The sequence below is a fragment of the Noviherbaspirillum cavernae genome, assembly GCF_003590875.1.
Lineage (GTDB): Bacteria > Pseudomonadota > Gammaproteobacteria > Burkholderiales > Burkholderiaceae_D > Noviherbaspirillum > Noviherbaspirillum cavernae.
This window is the reverse complement of sequence record NZ_QYUN01000002.1, coordinates 1,475,561-1,490,368: the sequence shown is the minus strand read 5'-3', so window position 1 is coordinate 1,490,368 and position 14,808 is coordinate 1,475,561. Positions and strand designations below refer to the sequence as shown.

At 55.7% G+C, this 14,808-nt stretch carries 15 protein-coding genes; 3 read left to right on the top strand and 12 right to left on the bottom strand.

Annotated features, from left to right (window positions below; translation table 11 throughout):
* Nucleotides 1-63 precede the first annotated feature (63 nt).
* The 8 genes from fabF to D3870_RS06970 form a co-directional block, all read right to left on the bottom strand.
* Complete coding sequence (gene fabF, locus D3870_RS07005) at nt 64-1,311, bottom strand: beta-ketoacyl-ACP synthase II (protein WP_119737797.1); 1,248 nt, start codon at nt 1,309-1,311, stop codon at nt 64-66.
* Between the two features lie 30 nt (nt 1,312-1,341).
* Nucleotides 1,342-1,581: an acyl carrier protein gene (gene acpP / locus D3870_RS07000; protein WP_040041346.1), complete on the bottom strand. Its 240-nt coding sequence runs from the start codon at nt 1,579-1,581 to the stop codon at nt 1,342-1,344.
* 122 nt (nt 1,582-1,703) lie between these two features.
* Complete coding sequence (fabG, locus tag D3870_RS06995; RefSeq protein ID WP_119737795.1) at nt 1,704-2,450, bottom strand: 3-oxoacyl-ACP reductase FabG; 747 nt, start codon at nt 2,448-2,450, stop codon at nt 1,704-1,706.
* Nucleotides 2,447-3,379, bottom strand: a complete 933-nt coding sequence (gene fabD, locus D3870_RS06990) for an ACP S-malonyltransferase (protein ID WP_119737793.1) — start codon at nt 3,377-3,379, stop codon at nt 2,447-2,449. Before fabD ends, fabG begins: the two co-directional genes overlap by 4 nt.
* Nucleotides 3,380-3,398: 19 nt before the next feature.
* Nucleotides 3,399-4,385, bottom strand: a complete 987-nt coding sequence (locus D3870_RS06985) for a beta-ketoacyl-ACP synthase III (RefSeq protein ID WP_119737791.1) — start codon at nt 4,383-4,385, stop codon at nt 3,399-3,401.
* Entirely contained in the window at nt 4,382-5,473 is a 1,092-nt protein-coding gene (plsX, locus tag D3870_RS06980) for a phosphate acyltransferase PlsX (protein WP_119737789.1), read from the bottom strand. Before plsX ends, D3870_RS06985 begins: the two co-directional genes overlap by 4 nt.
* A 150-nt stretch (nt 5,474-5,623) precedes the next feature.
* Complete coding sequence (gene rpmF, locus D3870_RS06975; RefSeq protein WP_119737787.1) at nt 5,624-5,806, bottom strand: 50S ribosomal protein L32; 183 nt, start codon at nt 5,804-5,806, stop codon at nt 5,624-5,626.
* Between the two features lie 120 nt (nt 5,807-5,926).
* Nucleotides 5,927-6,424: a YceD family protein gene (locus D3870_RS06970; protein WP_199710550.1), complete on the bottom strand. Its 498-nt coding sequence runs from the start codon at nt 6,422-6,424 to the stop codon at nt 5,927-5,929.
* Between the two features lie 102 nt (nt 6,425-6,526).
* Here D3870_RS06970 and D3870_RS06965 point away from each other — a divergent pair, with 102 nt between their 5' ends.
* Nucleotides 6,527-7,156 carry a Maf-like protein gene (locus tag D3870_RS06965; protein WP_119737783.1) on the top strand — a complete coding sequence of 210 codons (630 nt, stop codon included), beginning with the start codon at nt 6,527-6,529 and terminating at the stop codon, nt 7,154-7,156.
* 72 nt (nt 7,157-7,228) lie between these two features.
* The gene (locus D3870_RS06960) at nt 7,229-7,981 is read left to right on the top strand and encodes an SAM-dependent methyltransferase (protein ID WP_119737781.1); all 753 of its coding nucleotides are present in this window, start codon (nt 7,229-7,231) and stop codon (nt 7,979-7,981) included.
* A gap of 246 nt (nt 7,982-8,227) precedes the next feature.
* Here the strand turns inward: D3870_RS06960 and D3870_RS06955 are convergent, their stop codons facing one another.
* Genes D3870_RS06955 through D3870_RS06940 form a run of 4 tightly spaced genes read right to left on the bottom strand, consistent with a single transcriptional unit; the run spans nt 8,228 to nt 11,377 of the window.
* Nucleotides 8,228-9,250 (bottom strand): S49 family peptidase, encoded by a 1,023-nt coding sequence (locus D3870_RS06955; protein ID WP_119737779.1) that lies wholly within the window; start codon nt 9,248-9,250, stop codon nt 8,228-8,230.
* Between the two features lie 31 nt (nt 9,251-9,281).
* On the bottom strand, nt 9,282-9,653 hold the full coding sequence (locus tag D3870_RS06950; protein ID WP_119737777.1) for a Rieske (2Fe-2S) protein: 372 nt from the start codon (nt 9,651-9,653) through the stop codon (nt 9,282-9,284).
* Nucleotides 9,653-10,312, bottom strand: coding sequence for an HAD-IIIA family hydrolase (locus D3870_RS06945; protein WP_119737775.1), 660 nt, complete (start codon nt 10,310-10,312; stop codon nt 9,653-9,655). The genes D3870_RS06950 and D3870_RS06945 overlap by 1 nt, the downstream gene beginning before the upstream one ends.
* A 57-nt stretch (nt 10,313-10,369) precedes the next feature.
* On the bottom strand, nt 10,370-11,377 hold the full coding sequence (locus D3870_RS06940; RefSeq protein WP_119741789.1) for an RluA family pseudouridine synthase: 1,008 nt from the start codon (nt 11,375-11,377) through the stop codon (nt 10,370-10,372).
* A 587-nt stretch (nt 11,378-11,964) separates the two neighbouring features.
* On the opposite strand from D3870_RS06940, the gene D3870_RS06930 reads away from it, so the two are divergent.
* Nucleotides 11,965-14,793 carry an Rne/Rng family ribonuclease gene (locus D3870_RS06930; protein ID WP_119737772.1) on the top strand — a complete coding sequence of 943 codons (2,829 nt, stop codon included), beginning with the start codon at nt 11,965-11,967 and terminating at the stop codon, nt 14,791-14,793.
* The last annotated feature ends 15 nt before the right edge of the window (nt 14,794-14,808 follow it).

The following is a 14,808-nucleotide window of genomic DNA, read 5'->3' as shown; positions in this document are numbered from 1 at the left end:
TGGAAGAGCTGAAAAGGTGATTCGCAACCGATTCCGCCTGGGACCAGGACGGAATCGGAGAAATCAGACTTTGCCGAAGATAAGCGTCCCGTTCGTACCGCCAAAACCGAACGAGTTTTTGACCGCTATGTTGATGGACATATCGCGCGCGCTATTGGCGCAATAATCGAGATCGCAGGCCGGATCCTGATTAAAGATGTTGATGGTTGGCGGGGACAGTTGATGATGCAGCGCCAGTACCGTGAAGACCGACTCGAGCCCGCCAGCGCCGCCCAGCAAATGCCCGGTCATCGACTTGGTCGAGTTGACGACGATGCTTTTCGCATGATCGCCCAGCGCGCGCTTGATAGCGACTGTTTCGGCAATATCCCCCAGAGGCGTCGATGTACCATGCGCATTCACATAGTCCACCTGATCCGGGTTGATTTCCGCATTTTTCATCGCGGCCACCATGCAGCGCCGCGCCCCGTCACCGTCTTCCAATGGTGCGGTCATGTGATAAGCATCGGCACTCATGCCGAAACCAAGTACCTCGGCATAAATCTTTGCACCTCTGGCTTTCGCGTGTTCGTACTCTTCGAGCACCATCACACCAGCGCCTTCACCCAGTACAAAGCCATCGCGATCCTTGTCCCAAGGGCGGGAAGCTGTCGCAGGATCGTCGTTCCGGGAGGACAATGCGCGAGCTGCGGCAAAACCACCGAGACCAAGGGGCGAGACTGTCGATTCGGCCCCTCCCGCGATCATGACATCGGCATCACCATACTCAATCAAGCGGGCCGCTGCACCAATGCAATGCAACCCTGTGGTACACGCAGTGACGATGGCAAGGTTGGGTCCCTTGAGTCCGTATTTGATCGAAAGATGACCCGAGATCATGTTAATGATCGACGCTGGCACGAAGAATGGACTGATCCTGCGAGGCCCGCGGTTGATCAACTCCGAATGAGTTTCCTCAATCATCGGCAAGCCGCCAATACCCGATCCCACGATAACACCGATTGTTTCAGCGTTTTCTTCGGTCACGGTCAGGCCGCTATCCTCTATCGCCTGGATACCGGCAGCCATCCCATAATGGATGAACGTATCCATATGGCGCGCTTCCTTGCCGGGAATGTAATCCTCGATATTGAAGCCCTTCACCTCACCACCAAAGCGCGTGGAGAAAGGTGTGGCATCAAATTTTGTGATGGTCGCAATACCCGATTTGCCTGCGGTCAGTGCAGTCCACGAATCGGCAACATTATTGCCGACAGGTGAAACACAACCGAGGCCGGTCACTACAACTCGACGTTCACGTGAGCGGCTCAAGCGTCTCTCCTGGATCGATCAAAAACAGAATCAGGCCTTGACGTGTGCCTTGGCGTAGTCGATCGCCTGCTGCACCGTTGTGATTTTTTCGGCTTGTTCGTCCGGGATTTCCATTTCGAACTCGTCTTCAAGCGCCATCACGAGTTCAACCGTGTCAAGCGAATCGGCACCGAGGTCGTCAACAAAAGACGATTCATTTTTGATGTCGGCTTCAGCGACACCCAGTTGTTCAGCGACGATCTTCTTAACGCGTTGTTCGATATCGGACATATTTTGCCTCCAGTAGGTTACAGAAAGTGCGCGCATTTTATCAGGTTTGCGCAATGAAAATTCACTTTCAGCCTTTGCCTTCAATATTGATTGATCATCGGCCAAAAGCAACTTATTCTCGCTTAATTCATGTACATGCCGCCGTTCACATGCACTGTCGTGCCGGTAATGTAAGCGGCTTGCGGCGACGCAAGAAATGCCACCGCTGCGGCGATATCCTCAGGCAAGCCCAGTCGGCCCAGCGGAATCTGCTGCAACAGAGCGGAGGTTTGTTGCTCGCTCAATGTCTTCGTCATGTCGGTATCGATGAAACCGGGAGCGACACAATTCACCGTAATGTTCCGGCTGCCGATCTCGCGAGCCAATGCGCGCGCCATGCCGGCAACTCCCGCCTTGGCAGCCGCATAATTCATTTGCCCCGGATTGCCGGCAGATCCAACCACGGACGTGATGTTGATAATGCGTCCATGTTTTGCTTTCATCATGCCACGCAATACTGCGCGGGATAATCGGGCTACCGCGGTCAGGTTGGTGGCGATAACGGCATCCCACTCTTCATCTTTCATCCGCATGGCAAGCTGGTCTTGAGTGATGCCCGCGTTATTCACAAGAATCGACAAACCACCGAACTCTTTCTGAACTGCCTCGATTGTCGCGTTACAGGCATCTGCGTTGTTTACATTCAGTACAACGCCCTTACCGCAATCCGGCCTGATTTCAGACAAATACTTTGAAATCGTTCCCGCACCCGCTTCCGTAGTGGCCGTGCCGATCACCTTTGCCCCGTTCCTGGCAAGCTCTTCCGCAATTGCCTTGCCAATTCCGCGCGACGCGCCGGTGACCAGCGCAATTTGATTATTCAGATTCACCTCAAAACCTCCAAGACTTTATCCAATGACGCTTGATCGACAATTGCGTCGCCTGCCAACTCACCATTGATGCGCTTTGTCAGCCCGGCCAAAACCTTGCCAGGACCGCATTCGACCACATGCGTCACGCCGCCTGCCGCCATTTTCTGCACGGTTTCGACCCAGCGTACCGGGCTGGCAGCCTGACGCACCAACGCGTCCTTGATGGCAGCAGCATCCTGCTCGATGGCAACATCGACATTGTTAATCAATGGAATTCGTGGAGCAGCAAAGCTTATGTCGGCCATGTAACTACGCAACCGATCAGATGCCGGTTTCAGCAAGGACGAGTGAAACGGCGCAGATACCGGGAGTGGCAATGCACGCTTCGCGCCTTTTGCCTTCGCCACTTCGCAGGCCCGCTCGACCGCACCTTTGTGCCCTGCAATCACGACCTGCGCGGGGGCATTGAAATTAACCGCTTCAACGATTTCGCCTTGCGCTGCTTCAGCACAAACGGCACGCACATCATCGTCAGACAAGCCAAGAATTGCCGCCATACCGCCCTGCCCTACTGGCACGGCTTCCTGCATCGCCTTTGCACGAAAACGGACCAGCGGCACTGCATCCTTGAACGCAATGACGCCAGCAGCCACCAATGCCGAATACTCGCCAAGGCTGTGGCCGGCCACGATCGCAGGCTCCCGCCCTCCAGTCGCGATCCATGCCCGATAAATCGCCACGGCAGCAGTCAGCATGACTGGCTGCGTGTTGGTTGTCAGGTCGAGATCCTCCTTGGGCCCTTCAGCAATCAGCTTGCCCATGTCGAATTGCAATGCGTCCGAAGCCTCGGCGATTGTCTGCTTGACGATCGCGTTATCTGCGAAGCCACTCAACATTCCGACGGCCTGCGATCCCTGGCCGGGAAAAACAAATGCACATTTGATCATACTGGTATTTAAAGAGTAGTTACATTTGTGCGAGAACCGCACCCCATGTGAATCCGCCGCCGACACCTTCCATCAAGACATTTTGTCCTGGCTTGATGCGGCCATCGCGCATCGCTTTGTCGAGCGCAAGGGGGATCGACGCGGCCGAGGTATTGCCGTGCTGGTCTACCGTAACCACCATTTTTTCAAGCGGCAAGCCGAGCTTCTTGGCAGTACCTTGCATGATCCGGATATTTGCCTGATGCGGAATCAGCCAATTAACCTCCGAGGCCGCCATGCCAGCAATCCTGAGCACTTCATTTGCAACCTTGTCAAGGACAGATACAGCGAGTTTGAATACTGCCTGCCCATCCATATGCAGGAAAGCGCTGCCCTCAACCACACCTCCACTGACCCTCCCGGGGATACAGAGAATGTCGGCATGGCTGCCGTCCGCATGCAGTTTGGTCGCAAGAACTCCAGGCTCACGCGATGCCGTCATCACCACCGCACCGGCCCCATCACCAAACAACACACACGTGGTACGGTCTTCAAAATTCAGGATGCGCGAAAATACTTCCGCGCCTATGATCAGAACATTTTTATGAGCGCCGGATTTGATGAAGCTATCGGCAACGGACACCGCGTAGACAAAACCGCTGCATACAGCCTGGACGTCCACTGCGGCACATTCATTCGTGATTCCGAGTTTGCGTTGCACTACGCAGGCAGTGCTGGGAAAGCCTCCGAAATGATCTGGTGTGGACGTCGCCAAAATGATGAGATCAATGTCATTTGCATCAAGCGCCGCCATTTCAAGAGCACGTCTGGCAGCCTCAACAGCGAGATCACTCGATTGCACATGAGGCTCCGCATAGTGACGAGCTGAAATCCCGCTGCGCGACACGATCCACTCGTCGGAGGTCTCAATCCCCTTTTCCGCCAGCTGCTTGGCGAGCTCTTCATTCGTTACACGCCTGGGGGGAAGATGACTCCCTGTACCGATGATTTTGCTATAGAGATTCATGCCGATTTCTGTTGTGTTAGATCATTGACTCCGGACCCGCCAGCTGCTGCCGGATCCGTTTCCGGCTGCGACATCAATTCTGCGATCGATTTCGAAATGCGTGAAATGACATCGTATTTTGCTGCATCGAATGCGCGCTTGATCGCCCATTCATATCCGTACGCATTTTCACCGCCATGGCTCTTGAAGACAAGTCCCCGAAGACCCAGCAAACTGGCGCCATTGTAGCGGGAAGGATTCATGCGACGGGAAATTGCCTTGATGGCACCTGTGGCGATCAAGGCGCCCAGCATGTTAAGCGGATTGCGCTTGAACTCGGTGGTCAGGACCTTCTTTACAAAACGCCCAAGGCCTTCGGAAGCCTTGAGCACCACATTCCCCACGAAACCATCGCATACAACGATGTCCGTCGTGCCCTCGAAGATATCGTTACCTTCCACATTGCCGTGGAAATTGAGCAGGTCTTTCTCATGGTCGGCACGCAGCAATGCGGCGGTTTGTTTGACAACATCGTTACCCTTGATGTCCTCTTCGCCAACATTAAGCAAGCCGATCGTGGGTTTTGCCTTTCCTTCAAGGGCGGAAACCAGCACGGCTCCCATCAAGGCAAACTGATGCAAATGTTGGGCTTCGCAGTCGACATTGGCCCCCAAGTCAAGCATGTAAGTGGGTGCATCTTTTTGATTGGGGATAAGGGCACAGAGTGCCGGACGATCGACCCCTGGAATAGTCTTCAACACATAGCGAGACACCGCCATCAGGGCACCAGTATTGCCGGCAGAGACACACGCATGCGCGCGCCCGTCTTTCACCAGATTGATGGCGACCCGCATGGAGGAATCCTTCTTCCGCCTCAACGCGACTTCGAGCGGATCATCCATCGTGACGACTTCTGTCGCATTGAGGACTGATAGACGAGGATGGTCTGCAGCTTTATGTTTCTTGAGTTCCGCGCGGATTGCGCTTTCCAGACCGACCAGAATCAGCTCAGCCTCAGGCTCGCTATTGACGAAAGAGACAGCTGCGGGAATTGTGACTGCGGGGCCATGATCGCCACCCATGCAGTCAATGGAAATTTTGATTGTCATTTTTTTGATTCAGTACCTCGCTCCAACCAACCTGCGGGCCAGATCCGGCGTGATTCAAAATGACGCAATGCGTTCTTTCAAAATATGAAAAAACGGCGCTAAGTCAAACCTTCGGCGCCGCTTTCAGCATACAAAAAGTGTGCGGAACGATTACTCGTCGTTCTTGGTCTTCAACACTTTGCGACCACGATAATAGCCGTTGGGGCTGATGTGGTGACGCAGATGCGTTTCGCCAGTTGTCGGCTCAACTGCCAGCGGCGGAGCGGACAGAAAATCGTGCGCACGATGCATGCCACGCTTGGATGGGGACTTTTTATTTTGCTGAACGGCCATGATAGCTCCTAAACCTGAAGACTTCGAATTTTAACATACCCGGATTGCCAACCATTTTACAAACCGGATCTTTCCTGCATTTCCTTCAAACGCATTGCATGCGCCCGAATTTGACCCCATCTATTGCTTGAGGCTTTTCAGCACTGCAAACGGCGAAACCTTTTCCGCTCCCCGCTCAACATCTGGCGCCAACTGATCCGGGCAAACATCGTGCTTGGCTGACAGGGGAATGGTCAGTAACGCCTCATCCTCTATCAATTCAGCAACATTGAAAGTCCGACTCCCAACAATGACTTCAACCGAATCATCTGCCAAAAATGCATCGATCTCGTCCGCATCAGCATCACTCCGGGCCAGTACAAGCACCGAATCGGATGCAACATCAAACTCAAACGGCGTCAGGCAGCGCTGGCAAATCAAACGCACCGAGCCCGACACAGAAAGCAGCAACTGCGAATGACCACGATTATCGCTGCCACCTTGCAGAGACCAGTGAATTGCGCCGAACTTGTCAGCGGACTCTTCCGCCAGCCTTGACAGATCGCAAACTGCAATCCGACCCTCACGACGCTCCTTGACGCGGCAAAACTCAAAAGCGTCGATTACAAAAGCACTCATGGAAGTTTGCCCCGGAAAACCTGCGATAATAACAGGCTTTTTCCTTATTCGTCAAAGTGTTAGCTTGATTTTCCTGTGCACTCACTCCATTCAATATCAAAAATGCCTGCCTCATCCATCGTGCCGCGCCTTGTCCTCGCGTCAGGCTCCGCATATCGAAAGGAATTGCTCTCACGCTTGCGCATCCCATTCGATGTCGTCGCACCCGATATCGACGAATCACCTCTGGCGGGCGAATCTCCGGACACAACGGCCGTACGCCTTGCTCGTCAGAAAGCCGCGGCTATCGCAAAGCAGTATCCGGATGCTCTGATCATTGGATCGGATCAAGTGGCAACGCTTGACGGTGAGCAAATCGGCAAGCCCGGATCTCATGACATGGCCTTGAAACAATTGCAGCAGATGCGCGGCAAGCGCGTTGTCTTCCATACTGCATTGTGTCTGTGGGATGCCCGCAACGCCAATGCAGCACAGGCAGCGCAAGTGGAGAATGTGCAGACCTTTGTCACCTTCCGCGACCTTCCTGACGAACAGCTGGATGCCTATCTTAGAACCGAGCAGCCATATGATTGCGCAGGCAGCGCAAAAAACGAGGGACTTGGAATAGCAATTCTCGAAAAAATCGAGAGTCCCGATCCGACGGCTCTCACCGGCCTGCCGCTGATCGCACTGACTACAATGCTGCGCCGGGCCGGAGTGTCTTTATTTGGGCTCCGATACGGCACTTCGTGACATCGCAAGGAATACGTTCTTGCATGCGTATTGCGCACATAGCGATGGCCATTTCTCTCACATCAACACATCATGCCCGGCATTCTTTACCTTCTTCCCAATACTCTCGGCCCAGTCGACGCAGCACAAACAGATCCATTAGCGCAAATCATTCCATCACAGGTGCAGCGCGCGATCTCCGGGCTCGAGTACTTCATCGCGGAAAATGCGAAAACGACCAGGGCCTTTCTCAAGCTCGTTTCGGTTTCGCATCCATTGACGAAGCCTCTTCAGGAAATCCGGATCAGCGAACTCAATGTCAATACCGAAGCCGCAGCGCTGCCGGCTCTGCTGGCCCCACTCCTGGCGGGATGCGATGCGGGATTGATCTCGGAAGCTGGTGTGCCGGCCGTTGCAGACCCGGGCGCGAATCTGGTACGACTTGCGCATGAGCGAGGGATTCCCGTAAAACCGTTGGTTGGTCCGTCGTCCTTATTGCTTGCTGTGATGGCCAGCGGATTGAACGGGCAAAGTTTTGCCTTCAATGGCTACCTGCCAACAGACGCCGATCAACGTGCGAAGCGCATCAAGGCGCTCGAGGACAGATCACGGCAGGAGAAGCAGACTCAACTATTCATCGAAACACCGTATCGCAACGCTGCCCTGCTGGACGCACTTATCGCAAACTGCCATGGAAGCACGCTGATGTGCGTCGCCACCGATTTGACGCTGGCATCGGAATCGATCAAGACCCAGACAGCGGCAAAATGGAAAGAGGAACTGGTGGCCGGCAAGATGCCTGAATTTCACAAGAAGCCTACCGTGTTCTTATTGCTTGCAAACTAGCTGTCCAGACGTGCAAAACGGCGGTATTGCGCCGCCGTTTTGCATGCCCATGGGGCAACTAGTGAGAAGTCCGAGACTTCTCAAAGCCGCATCGCCGATGCGACAAGTGTTGCCTGACTCAGGATTTTTTCCTTTTTACGTGTTTGTTTATGCGTACAAGGATCGAATCTGACATCAGACACTTGCAGTATAAGATGGGATTCGGAAGATTCAAGAGCACGCCGACACTTCCTGAAATCTCGTCAGTCATTTCAACGCTGGTTTCGCCATCCCCGACATCGAAGCCATAACGGCAGTGCCTACGGCACCACCAAATTTCTTCAACAATCTCTCCGACAAGCCTTCATGTTGAGTGTAGTCAACGATGTCTTCTGCCTTCAATTCGTCGCGCGCCACTGTATCGACCGTACCAAACCCGTCTGCCAAGCCAATCTCGACGGCCTTTGAACCGCTCCAGAACAACCCCGAGAACGTCTCGGGCGTTTCCTTCAATCGTTTGCCTCGGCCTTCGCGCACGACGTCGATGAACTGCTGGTGAATCTCGTTCAACATCTCTTGCGCAAAACCTTTCTGCTGGGCGCTTTGCGGACTAAACGGATCCATGAAACCCTTGTTTTCGCCTGCAGTCATCAAACGACGCTCCACGCCCAATTTATCCATCAATCCAGTGAACCCGAATCCCTCCATCAATACGCCGATGGAGCCGACGATGCTGGCCTTGTTGACGAAAATCTTGTCGCCCGCAGCGGCAATGTAATAGCCGCCGGACGCGCAGATTTCATCGACCACGACAAACAGCGGCTTGCGAGGATAGGCTTTGCGCAGACGCATGATTTCGTCGTTGATCATGCCTGCTTGCACCGGACTGCCGCCCGGACTGTTGATTTGCAAGATCACGCCGACAGCATTGTCATCCGAGTAGGCCTGGTTCAACGCGGGAATGACCGTGTCTGCAGCTCCAGACGTACCTGCCTCGATGGTGCCATCAATCTTGATCAGTGCGGTATGCGGCCCGACCGGTTCGACATCGGCACCACCCAAGTCGAATGCAAGCCAGAGTCCGAAGACAATCACCGCCAAGGTCGCAAACTTGAAAAAGTTGCTCCAGCGGCGGCGCGCACGCTGCTCTTTCAGCGTGGCAAACGCGAGCTTTTCCAGCACCTCCCGCTCCCAGCCATCCTTTCTGTTTTGCGGCGGCGTGAAGGTTCGCGTCTGCGTCGATTCGCCGTGAGACTCGTGCCCGCGTTCTTCAAAACTGTTGTCGCTCATCGTCGATCACTCTCTTCTGTGTACTGAGAACTCATGCCCTTGCAGGCCGGACGTATTCATCCGGCTGCCAGAATACCCGATTGTCTTTTTCGAACACAACAATTGGCCGCAGACGCCCCCCGCGACAGGGGCCGCCGGCACAGCGTCCGCTGTCCGGCACGTAGATCGCTCCGTGCGTGGAGCACATGAGGTAAAGCCCGCTGGATTCGAAAAATTCGCCTTCGTTCCAATCCAGCTCGATCGGCACGTGGGCGCATCGATTGAGATATGCATAAACGGCACCGCTATATCGAATCGCGAATCCGGTGCCATCCTCCCCCCCAGCGGTTACGGGAAATCGAATGCCTTTGCCGCTCTCTTCAAGAGCCTCGGATACGCAAATCTGGATCGCGGTCTCGCTCATTACGCATTCTCGTTCAGCCAGGCATGGAGTTCAGGGACCGAATTGGCCGCATAGATCGGATTCAGCGTTTCCAATTCATGCGCAGGATGGGCACCATATTGCACCGCGATTCCCGCAGCACCGGCATTGATCGCCATCTGCAGATCGTGGGTGGTATCGCCGATCATGACGGTACGCTGAATGTCTTGTCCCAATTCACGGGTCAATTCCTGCAGCATCGCGGGATGCGGCTTCGAAAAGGTTTCATCCGCGCAGCGAGTGGCATCGAAGACCGATAACAGATTCGCCGCATCCAGTGCCCGATTCAAGCCGACCCGGCTCTTTCCGGTCGCGACCGCGAGAAAATATCCCTGCTGCGACAGTTCGGTCAGCATTTCGCGCACCCCCTCAAAAAGGGCAAGACCCTTGTCCTTGCTGAGGTAATGATAGCGATAGCGTTCGACGATGCGCGGGTAATGCCTGGGATCCAGTCCCGGCAGTGCTGCTTCCATGGCGTCCTGCAAGCCGAGGCCGATGACATGCGACGCGGCCTTGTTGTCCGGAATTGGCAGCCCGAGGTCCTTGGCCGCAGCCTGGATGCACTTGACAATGGTCGCCGTGCTGTCCATCAAGGTGCCATCCCAGTCGAATACGATTAAATCAAATTGCTTTCTTGTCATGTTTTCCGGTAGTACTGACTACCAACTCCTTGTTTTCGTTATCGCCGGGAATGCGATTCAAGCGGAAGCCTTGTTCAGACTCTTTACAAACTGCTCGCATTCGCTCGGAAGAGGCGCATTGAGCGTAACAGGTTTGCCACTTTCGGGATGGATGAACGTGATCTCATGCGCATGCAGAAACATTCGCTTCAAGGCAACGCGCGTGCCGTCCGGTTTCTGCAATACACGGTTCAAGCCGAAATCACCATATTTGTCATCACCAACAATCGGAAATCCGCTAGAGGCTAGATGGACCCGGATCTGATGCGTACGCCCAGTCTTCAATTCCGCTTCCAGCAAGGCGAACGAGTCGTACTTGCGAATTAGATTGAATATGGTATGGGATGGTTGCCCATCCGACTGAACACGCACCCGGCGTTCACCATCCGGGGTGCTGTATTTGAACAACGGCAGTTTGATATGCTGCCGCGGATTCTGCCAATCACCATGCACCAATGCAAAATACCGCTTGTCGAGTTGGCCATCACGAATCTGTTCATGCAAGTTCGTCAACGCCGACCTTTTCTTGGCAAGCATGAGAATGCCGGACGTATCCCGGTCCAGCCGATGCACCAGTTCGAGAAATTTTGCTTGCGGACGGGCCGCGCGCAATTGCTCGATCACCCCGTAGCTGACACCTGACCCGCCGTGCACGGCAACACCGGCGGGTTTGTCGATGATCAAAAGATGATTATCTTCAAGCAAGATTTTGAATTCAGCCCCAGGAACCGTCTGCACAGTCTTTTCGGCGACCCGCACCGGCGGCACTCGCACCACATCCCCTTCTTTCAGGCGATATGTCTGATCGATACGGCCTTTGTTGACACGCACTTCGCCTGACCGTAGCACACGATAAATATGGCTCTTCGGCACCCCTTTGCAAATGCGCAAGAGAAAATTATCGATGCGCTGCTCGGCTTCTTCTTCGGAAATGGTAATGAGCTGAACCTGGGGGCTGACTTGCGATGGCGAGGACGGCGATGTGCTCTGCTTCGGTTCCCCAGAAAATCTCGCTAAGTCCTTCATTTTGAATATATAATCGATTCGCAGCCGGTACAACCTGGCTGCTGGTGTAAGAATAAAAAGCACATTCTACACAGGGGCGTCTCCACCAGCCTCGCCAATATGCAAATTCGATGGAAAAGATGTGTATGCACATCCTTGTGCGGATCAGGGTTGCACCGTTGTTGCCATCGGATCGTCGCGCAAGGATGCCGGACAGGATTGCTTGAATTGTATGGATAAGTCCGGCAAGCATGGCCCTTGATGAAGGGATGCTTGCTGGTTGATGTGGTTGAATTCCGTTTGCCGATTTTGCTGAAGCCAATGTATTGCGCAGTTCAATCCAGCTGCTCATCGCCTGCGATGCCGCCACTTGCGCTCGACATATTCGAGACGCTCGGCGCGACTCAGGCGCGTACTCGGCATCGCGATCAACCTCATCCGCGCCCCGTTGCGGAGGAAGCGAGTTTGTTTCGCTTTCCCGCACACTAAGGCAATTCCCTCCTCAAGCACTCCGACCTCGCATACATCCCCCGTACCATGCTGCATCGGCTGGTGTCGTTCACCGCTGACAGCAATATTAGATGGCCGCAAGGTCACGGAGCCAAAAAATGAAACGTATGTTGTTCAACGCCACGCAGCAGGAAGAACTGCGCGTGGCGATTGTTGACGGGCAAAAGCTCATCGACATTGATATCGAAACAACCGGACGCGAACAGCGCAAGTCCAATATCTACAAAGGGGTCATTACTCGCATCGAACCATCGCTCGAAGCCTGTTTCGTCAATTACGGCGAAGAGCGTCACGGCTTTCTGCCTTTCAAGGAGGTGGCGCGCAGCTATTTCCGCGAGGGTGTGGACGTCCGCAATTGCACCATCAAGGATGCGTTGCGTGAAGGCCAGGAAATCATGGTCCAAGTGGAGAAGGAAGAGCGTGGCAACAAGGGCGCGGCACTGACCTCCTTCGTCTCGCTGGCGGGCCGCTATCTCGTATTGATGCCGAACAATCCGCGCGGCGGCGGGGTTTCCCGCCGGGTCGAAGGCGAAGACCGCCAGGAATTGCGCGAGGCGATGGACAAGCTCGAACTGCCTTCCGGCATGTCGGTCATTGCCCGTACTGCCGGCATCGGCCGCAGCGTCGATGAGCTGCAATGGGACTTGAACTACCTGATGCAACTGTGGCGCGCCATCGAAGGCGCGGGCCAGTCTTCTTCCGGCGCGTTCCTGATTTACCAGGAATCCTCGCTGGTAATCCGCGCGATCCGCGATTATTTCCAGCCTGATATCGGCGAAATCCTGATCGACACTGACGACATCTACGAACAGGCCCAGCAATTCATGAGCCACGTGATGCCGGACATGGTGCATCGGGTCAAGCGCTACCGCGATGACGTGCCGCTGTTCTCACGTTTCCAGATCGAACACCAGATCGAAACCGCGTATTCCCGCACTGTGCCGTTGCCTTCCGGCGGCGCGATCGTCATCGACCATACCGAAGCGCTGGTATCGATCGACGTCAATTCGGCACGCGCCACGCGCGGCAGCGATATCGAAACCACCGCGCTGAACACGAATCTCGAAGCCGCCGATGAAGTCGCACGGCAACTGCGTCTGCGTGACTTGGGCGGTCTGATCGTGATCGATTTCATCGACATGGAGAACGCCAAGAATCAGCGCGAGGTCGAAACTCGCCTGAAGGATGCGCTGCGCTATGACCGCGCCCGCGTTCAAATGGGCAAGATTTCCCGCTTCGGCCTGATGGAACTGTCACGCCAGCGCCTGCGCCCGTCCCTGTCCGAAGGCAGCCACGTCACCTGCCCGCGCTGCAACGGCACAGGTCATATCCGCGATACCGAGTCTTCCGCATTGCAAGTCCTGCGCATCATCCAGGAAGAAGCGATGAAGGAGAACTCCGCAGCGATCCACGTCCAGGCACCTGTGGATGTTGCTGCCTTCCTGCTCAATGAGAAGCGCGGCGAGATCCTGAAGATCGAGACGCGTCATCGGGTGACTGTCATCCTGATCCCGAACAAGCACCTCGAAACCCCGCATTACAAGCTGGAACGCATCAAGCATGACGATCCGCGCCTGGAAGATGCTCACGCGAGCTACGCCATGGTAGAGGAAGCGGAAACCGACATCGGCTACAACAAGCGTCAAAAGGAAGAGCTGAAACCGCGCCAGGAAGCCATGGTCAAAGGCATCACGCCTGATCAGCCTGCGCCGATCGTGGAGCGCAAGCCGGTTGAGGCTGCTCCGGTTGTGATGCCGGTCGTCGAACCCGAGCAGCAAGGCTTCTTCAGCCGGATGTTCGGATTCTTCCGCAAGAAGGCGGTAACGCCGGTCGCAGCGCCGGCCCCCACGGCAGAAGAAAAGCCGCAAGCGCCGCGTGACCGTGGCGATCGTAACGGCCGCAGCCAGCAACGTGGCCGCGGACGCGGACGCGGCGGGCGCGACAGGAATGAAGAGCGTGACGTCACGCGCACCGAAGCCCGAGGAGATGCAGCGAAACAAGCGCAACCTGCCGCTGCCGAAGTGCAGCAAGCGCCGCGCCAGCCTCGCCCGCCCCGCGAGAATCGCGACAATGAATCCCGCAGCGAAGGTCGCCGCGATCGCACTGAACGGCAACAACGCCAGCGCGAGGAGCGGAAACCGGCAGTAGTGGAAGAAACCGCTGCCAGCGAGGCCGCTGCAGCAGCAATAGCGGCGGTCGCAGTCGCGCCGGTGCCACCGGTTGCGCCGCTGGTGACGTCAGAACCGGAAGGCTCCGAGCAGATGGCGATCAACCTTGCTGATGGCGAAACAACCGAGCAAGGCGAGGAGCGTCGTCGTCGTCGTCGCCGTGGCGGCCGTAACCGTAACCGCCGCGATCGCGAGGGCGGAGAAGCGGTGGCAGCGGCCGAGGGCATGGAAGATAGCGAAGCTGCCGGTGCTCAGACGGTAACCGGACAACTCGAAATCGCCGAAGTAGCGCAATCAGCTGTCGTCGTGGAAAAGGCGGAAGTGCTTGCTGTCTCGGCGGCAGATGCGGCGGAAGCCCCGGCCCGGAAAGAAGCCGAAGCTGTGGCACAGGAAGGATCAGTCGAGCCTGCACCTGCCGCGCCCGTGCAGGCGGTTTTGGAACCGCAGCACATTGCTGTGCCGACCGCAGAACAGCCGCAATCGGTTATGCCGGCAGTTGCAGTCGAAGCAATTCCTGCAGCTCCGGTATCCGCCGAGGCTGAAGCCATACTGGCTGCGCCAGTACCTGTGGCAGCGGACAGTCTGCACGATGTGCTGGCCGCCGCGGGCCTCACTCTGGCTGTCACCGATCCGGAAAAGCTGAGTGCTGCGCAAGAAGCCGCTGCACGAATCGTTCCGGTTCCTCGTGTGCCGCGCGAGCGCAAGCCGTTGCCGCCGTCGTCGTCCGAACCACTGGTTCAAGTCGAAACGCGGCATTGATCGCACCGCCCTGCC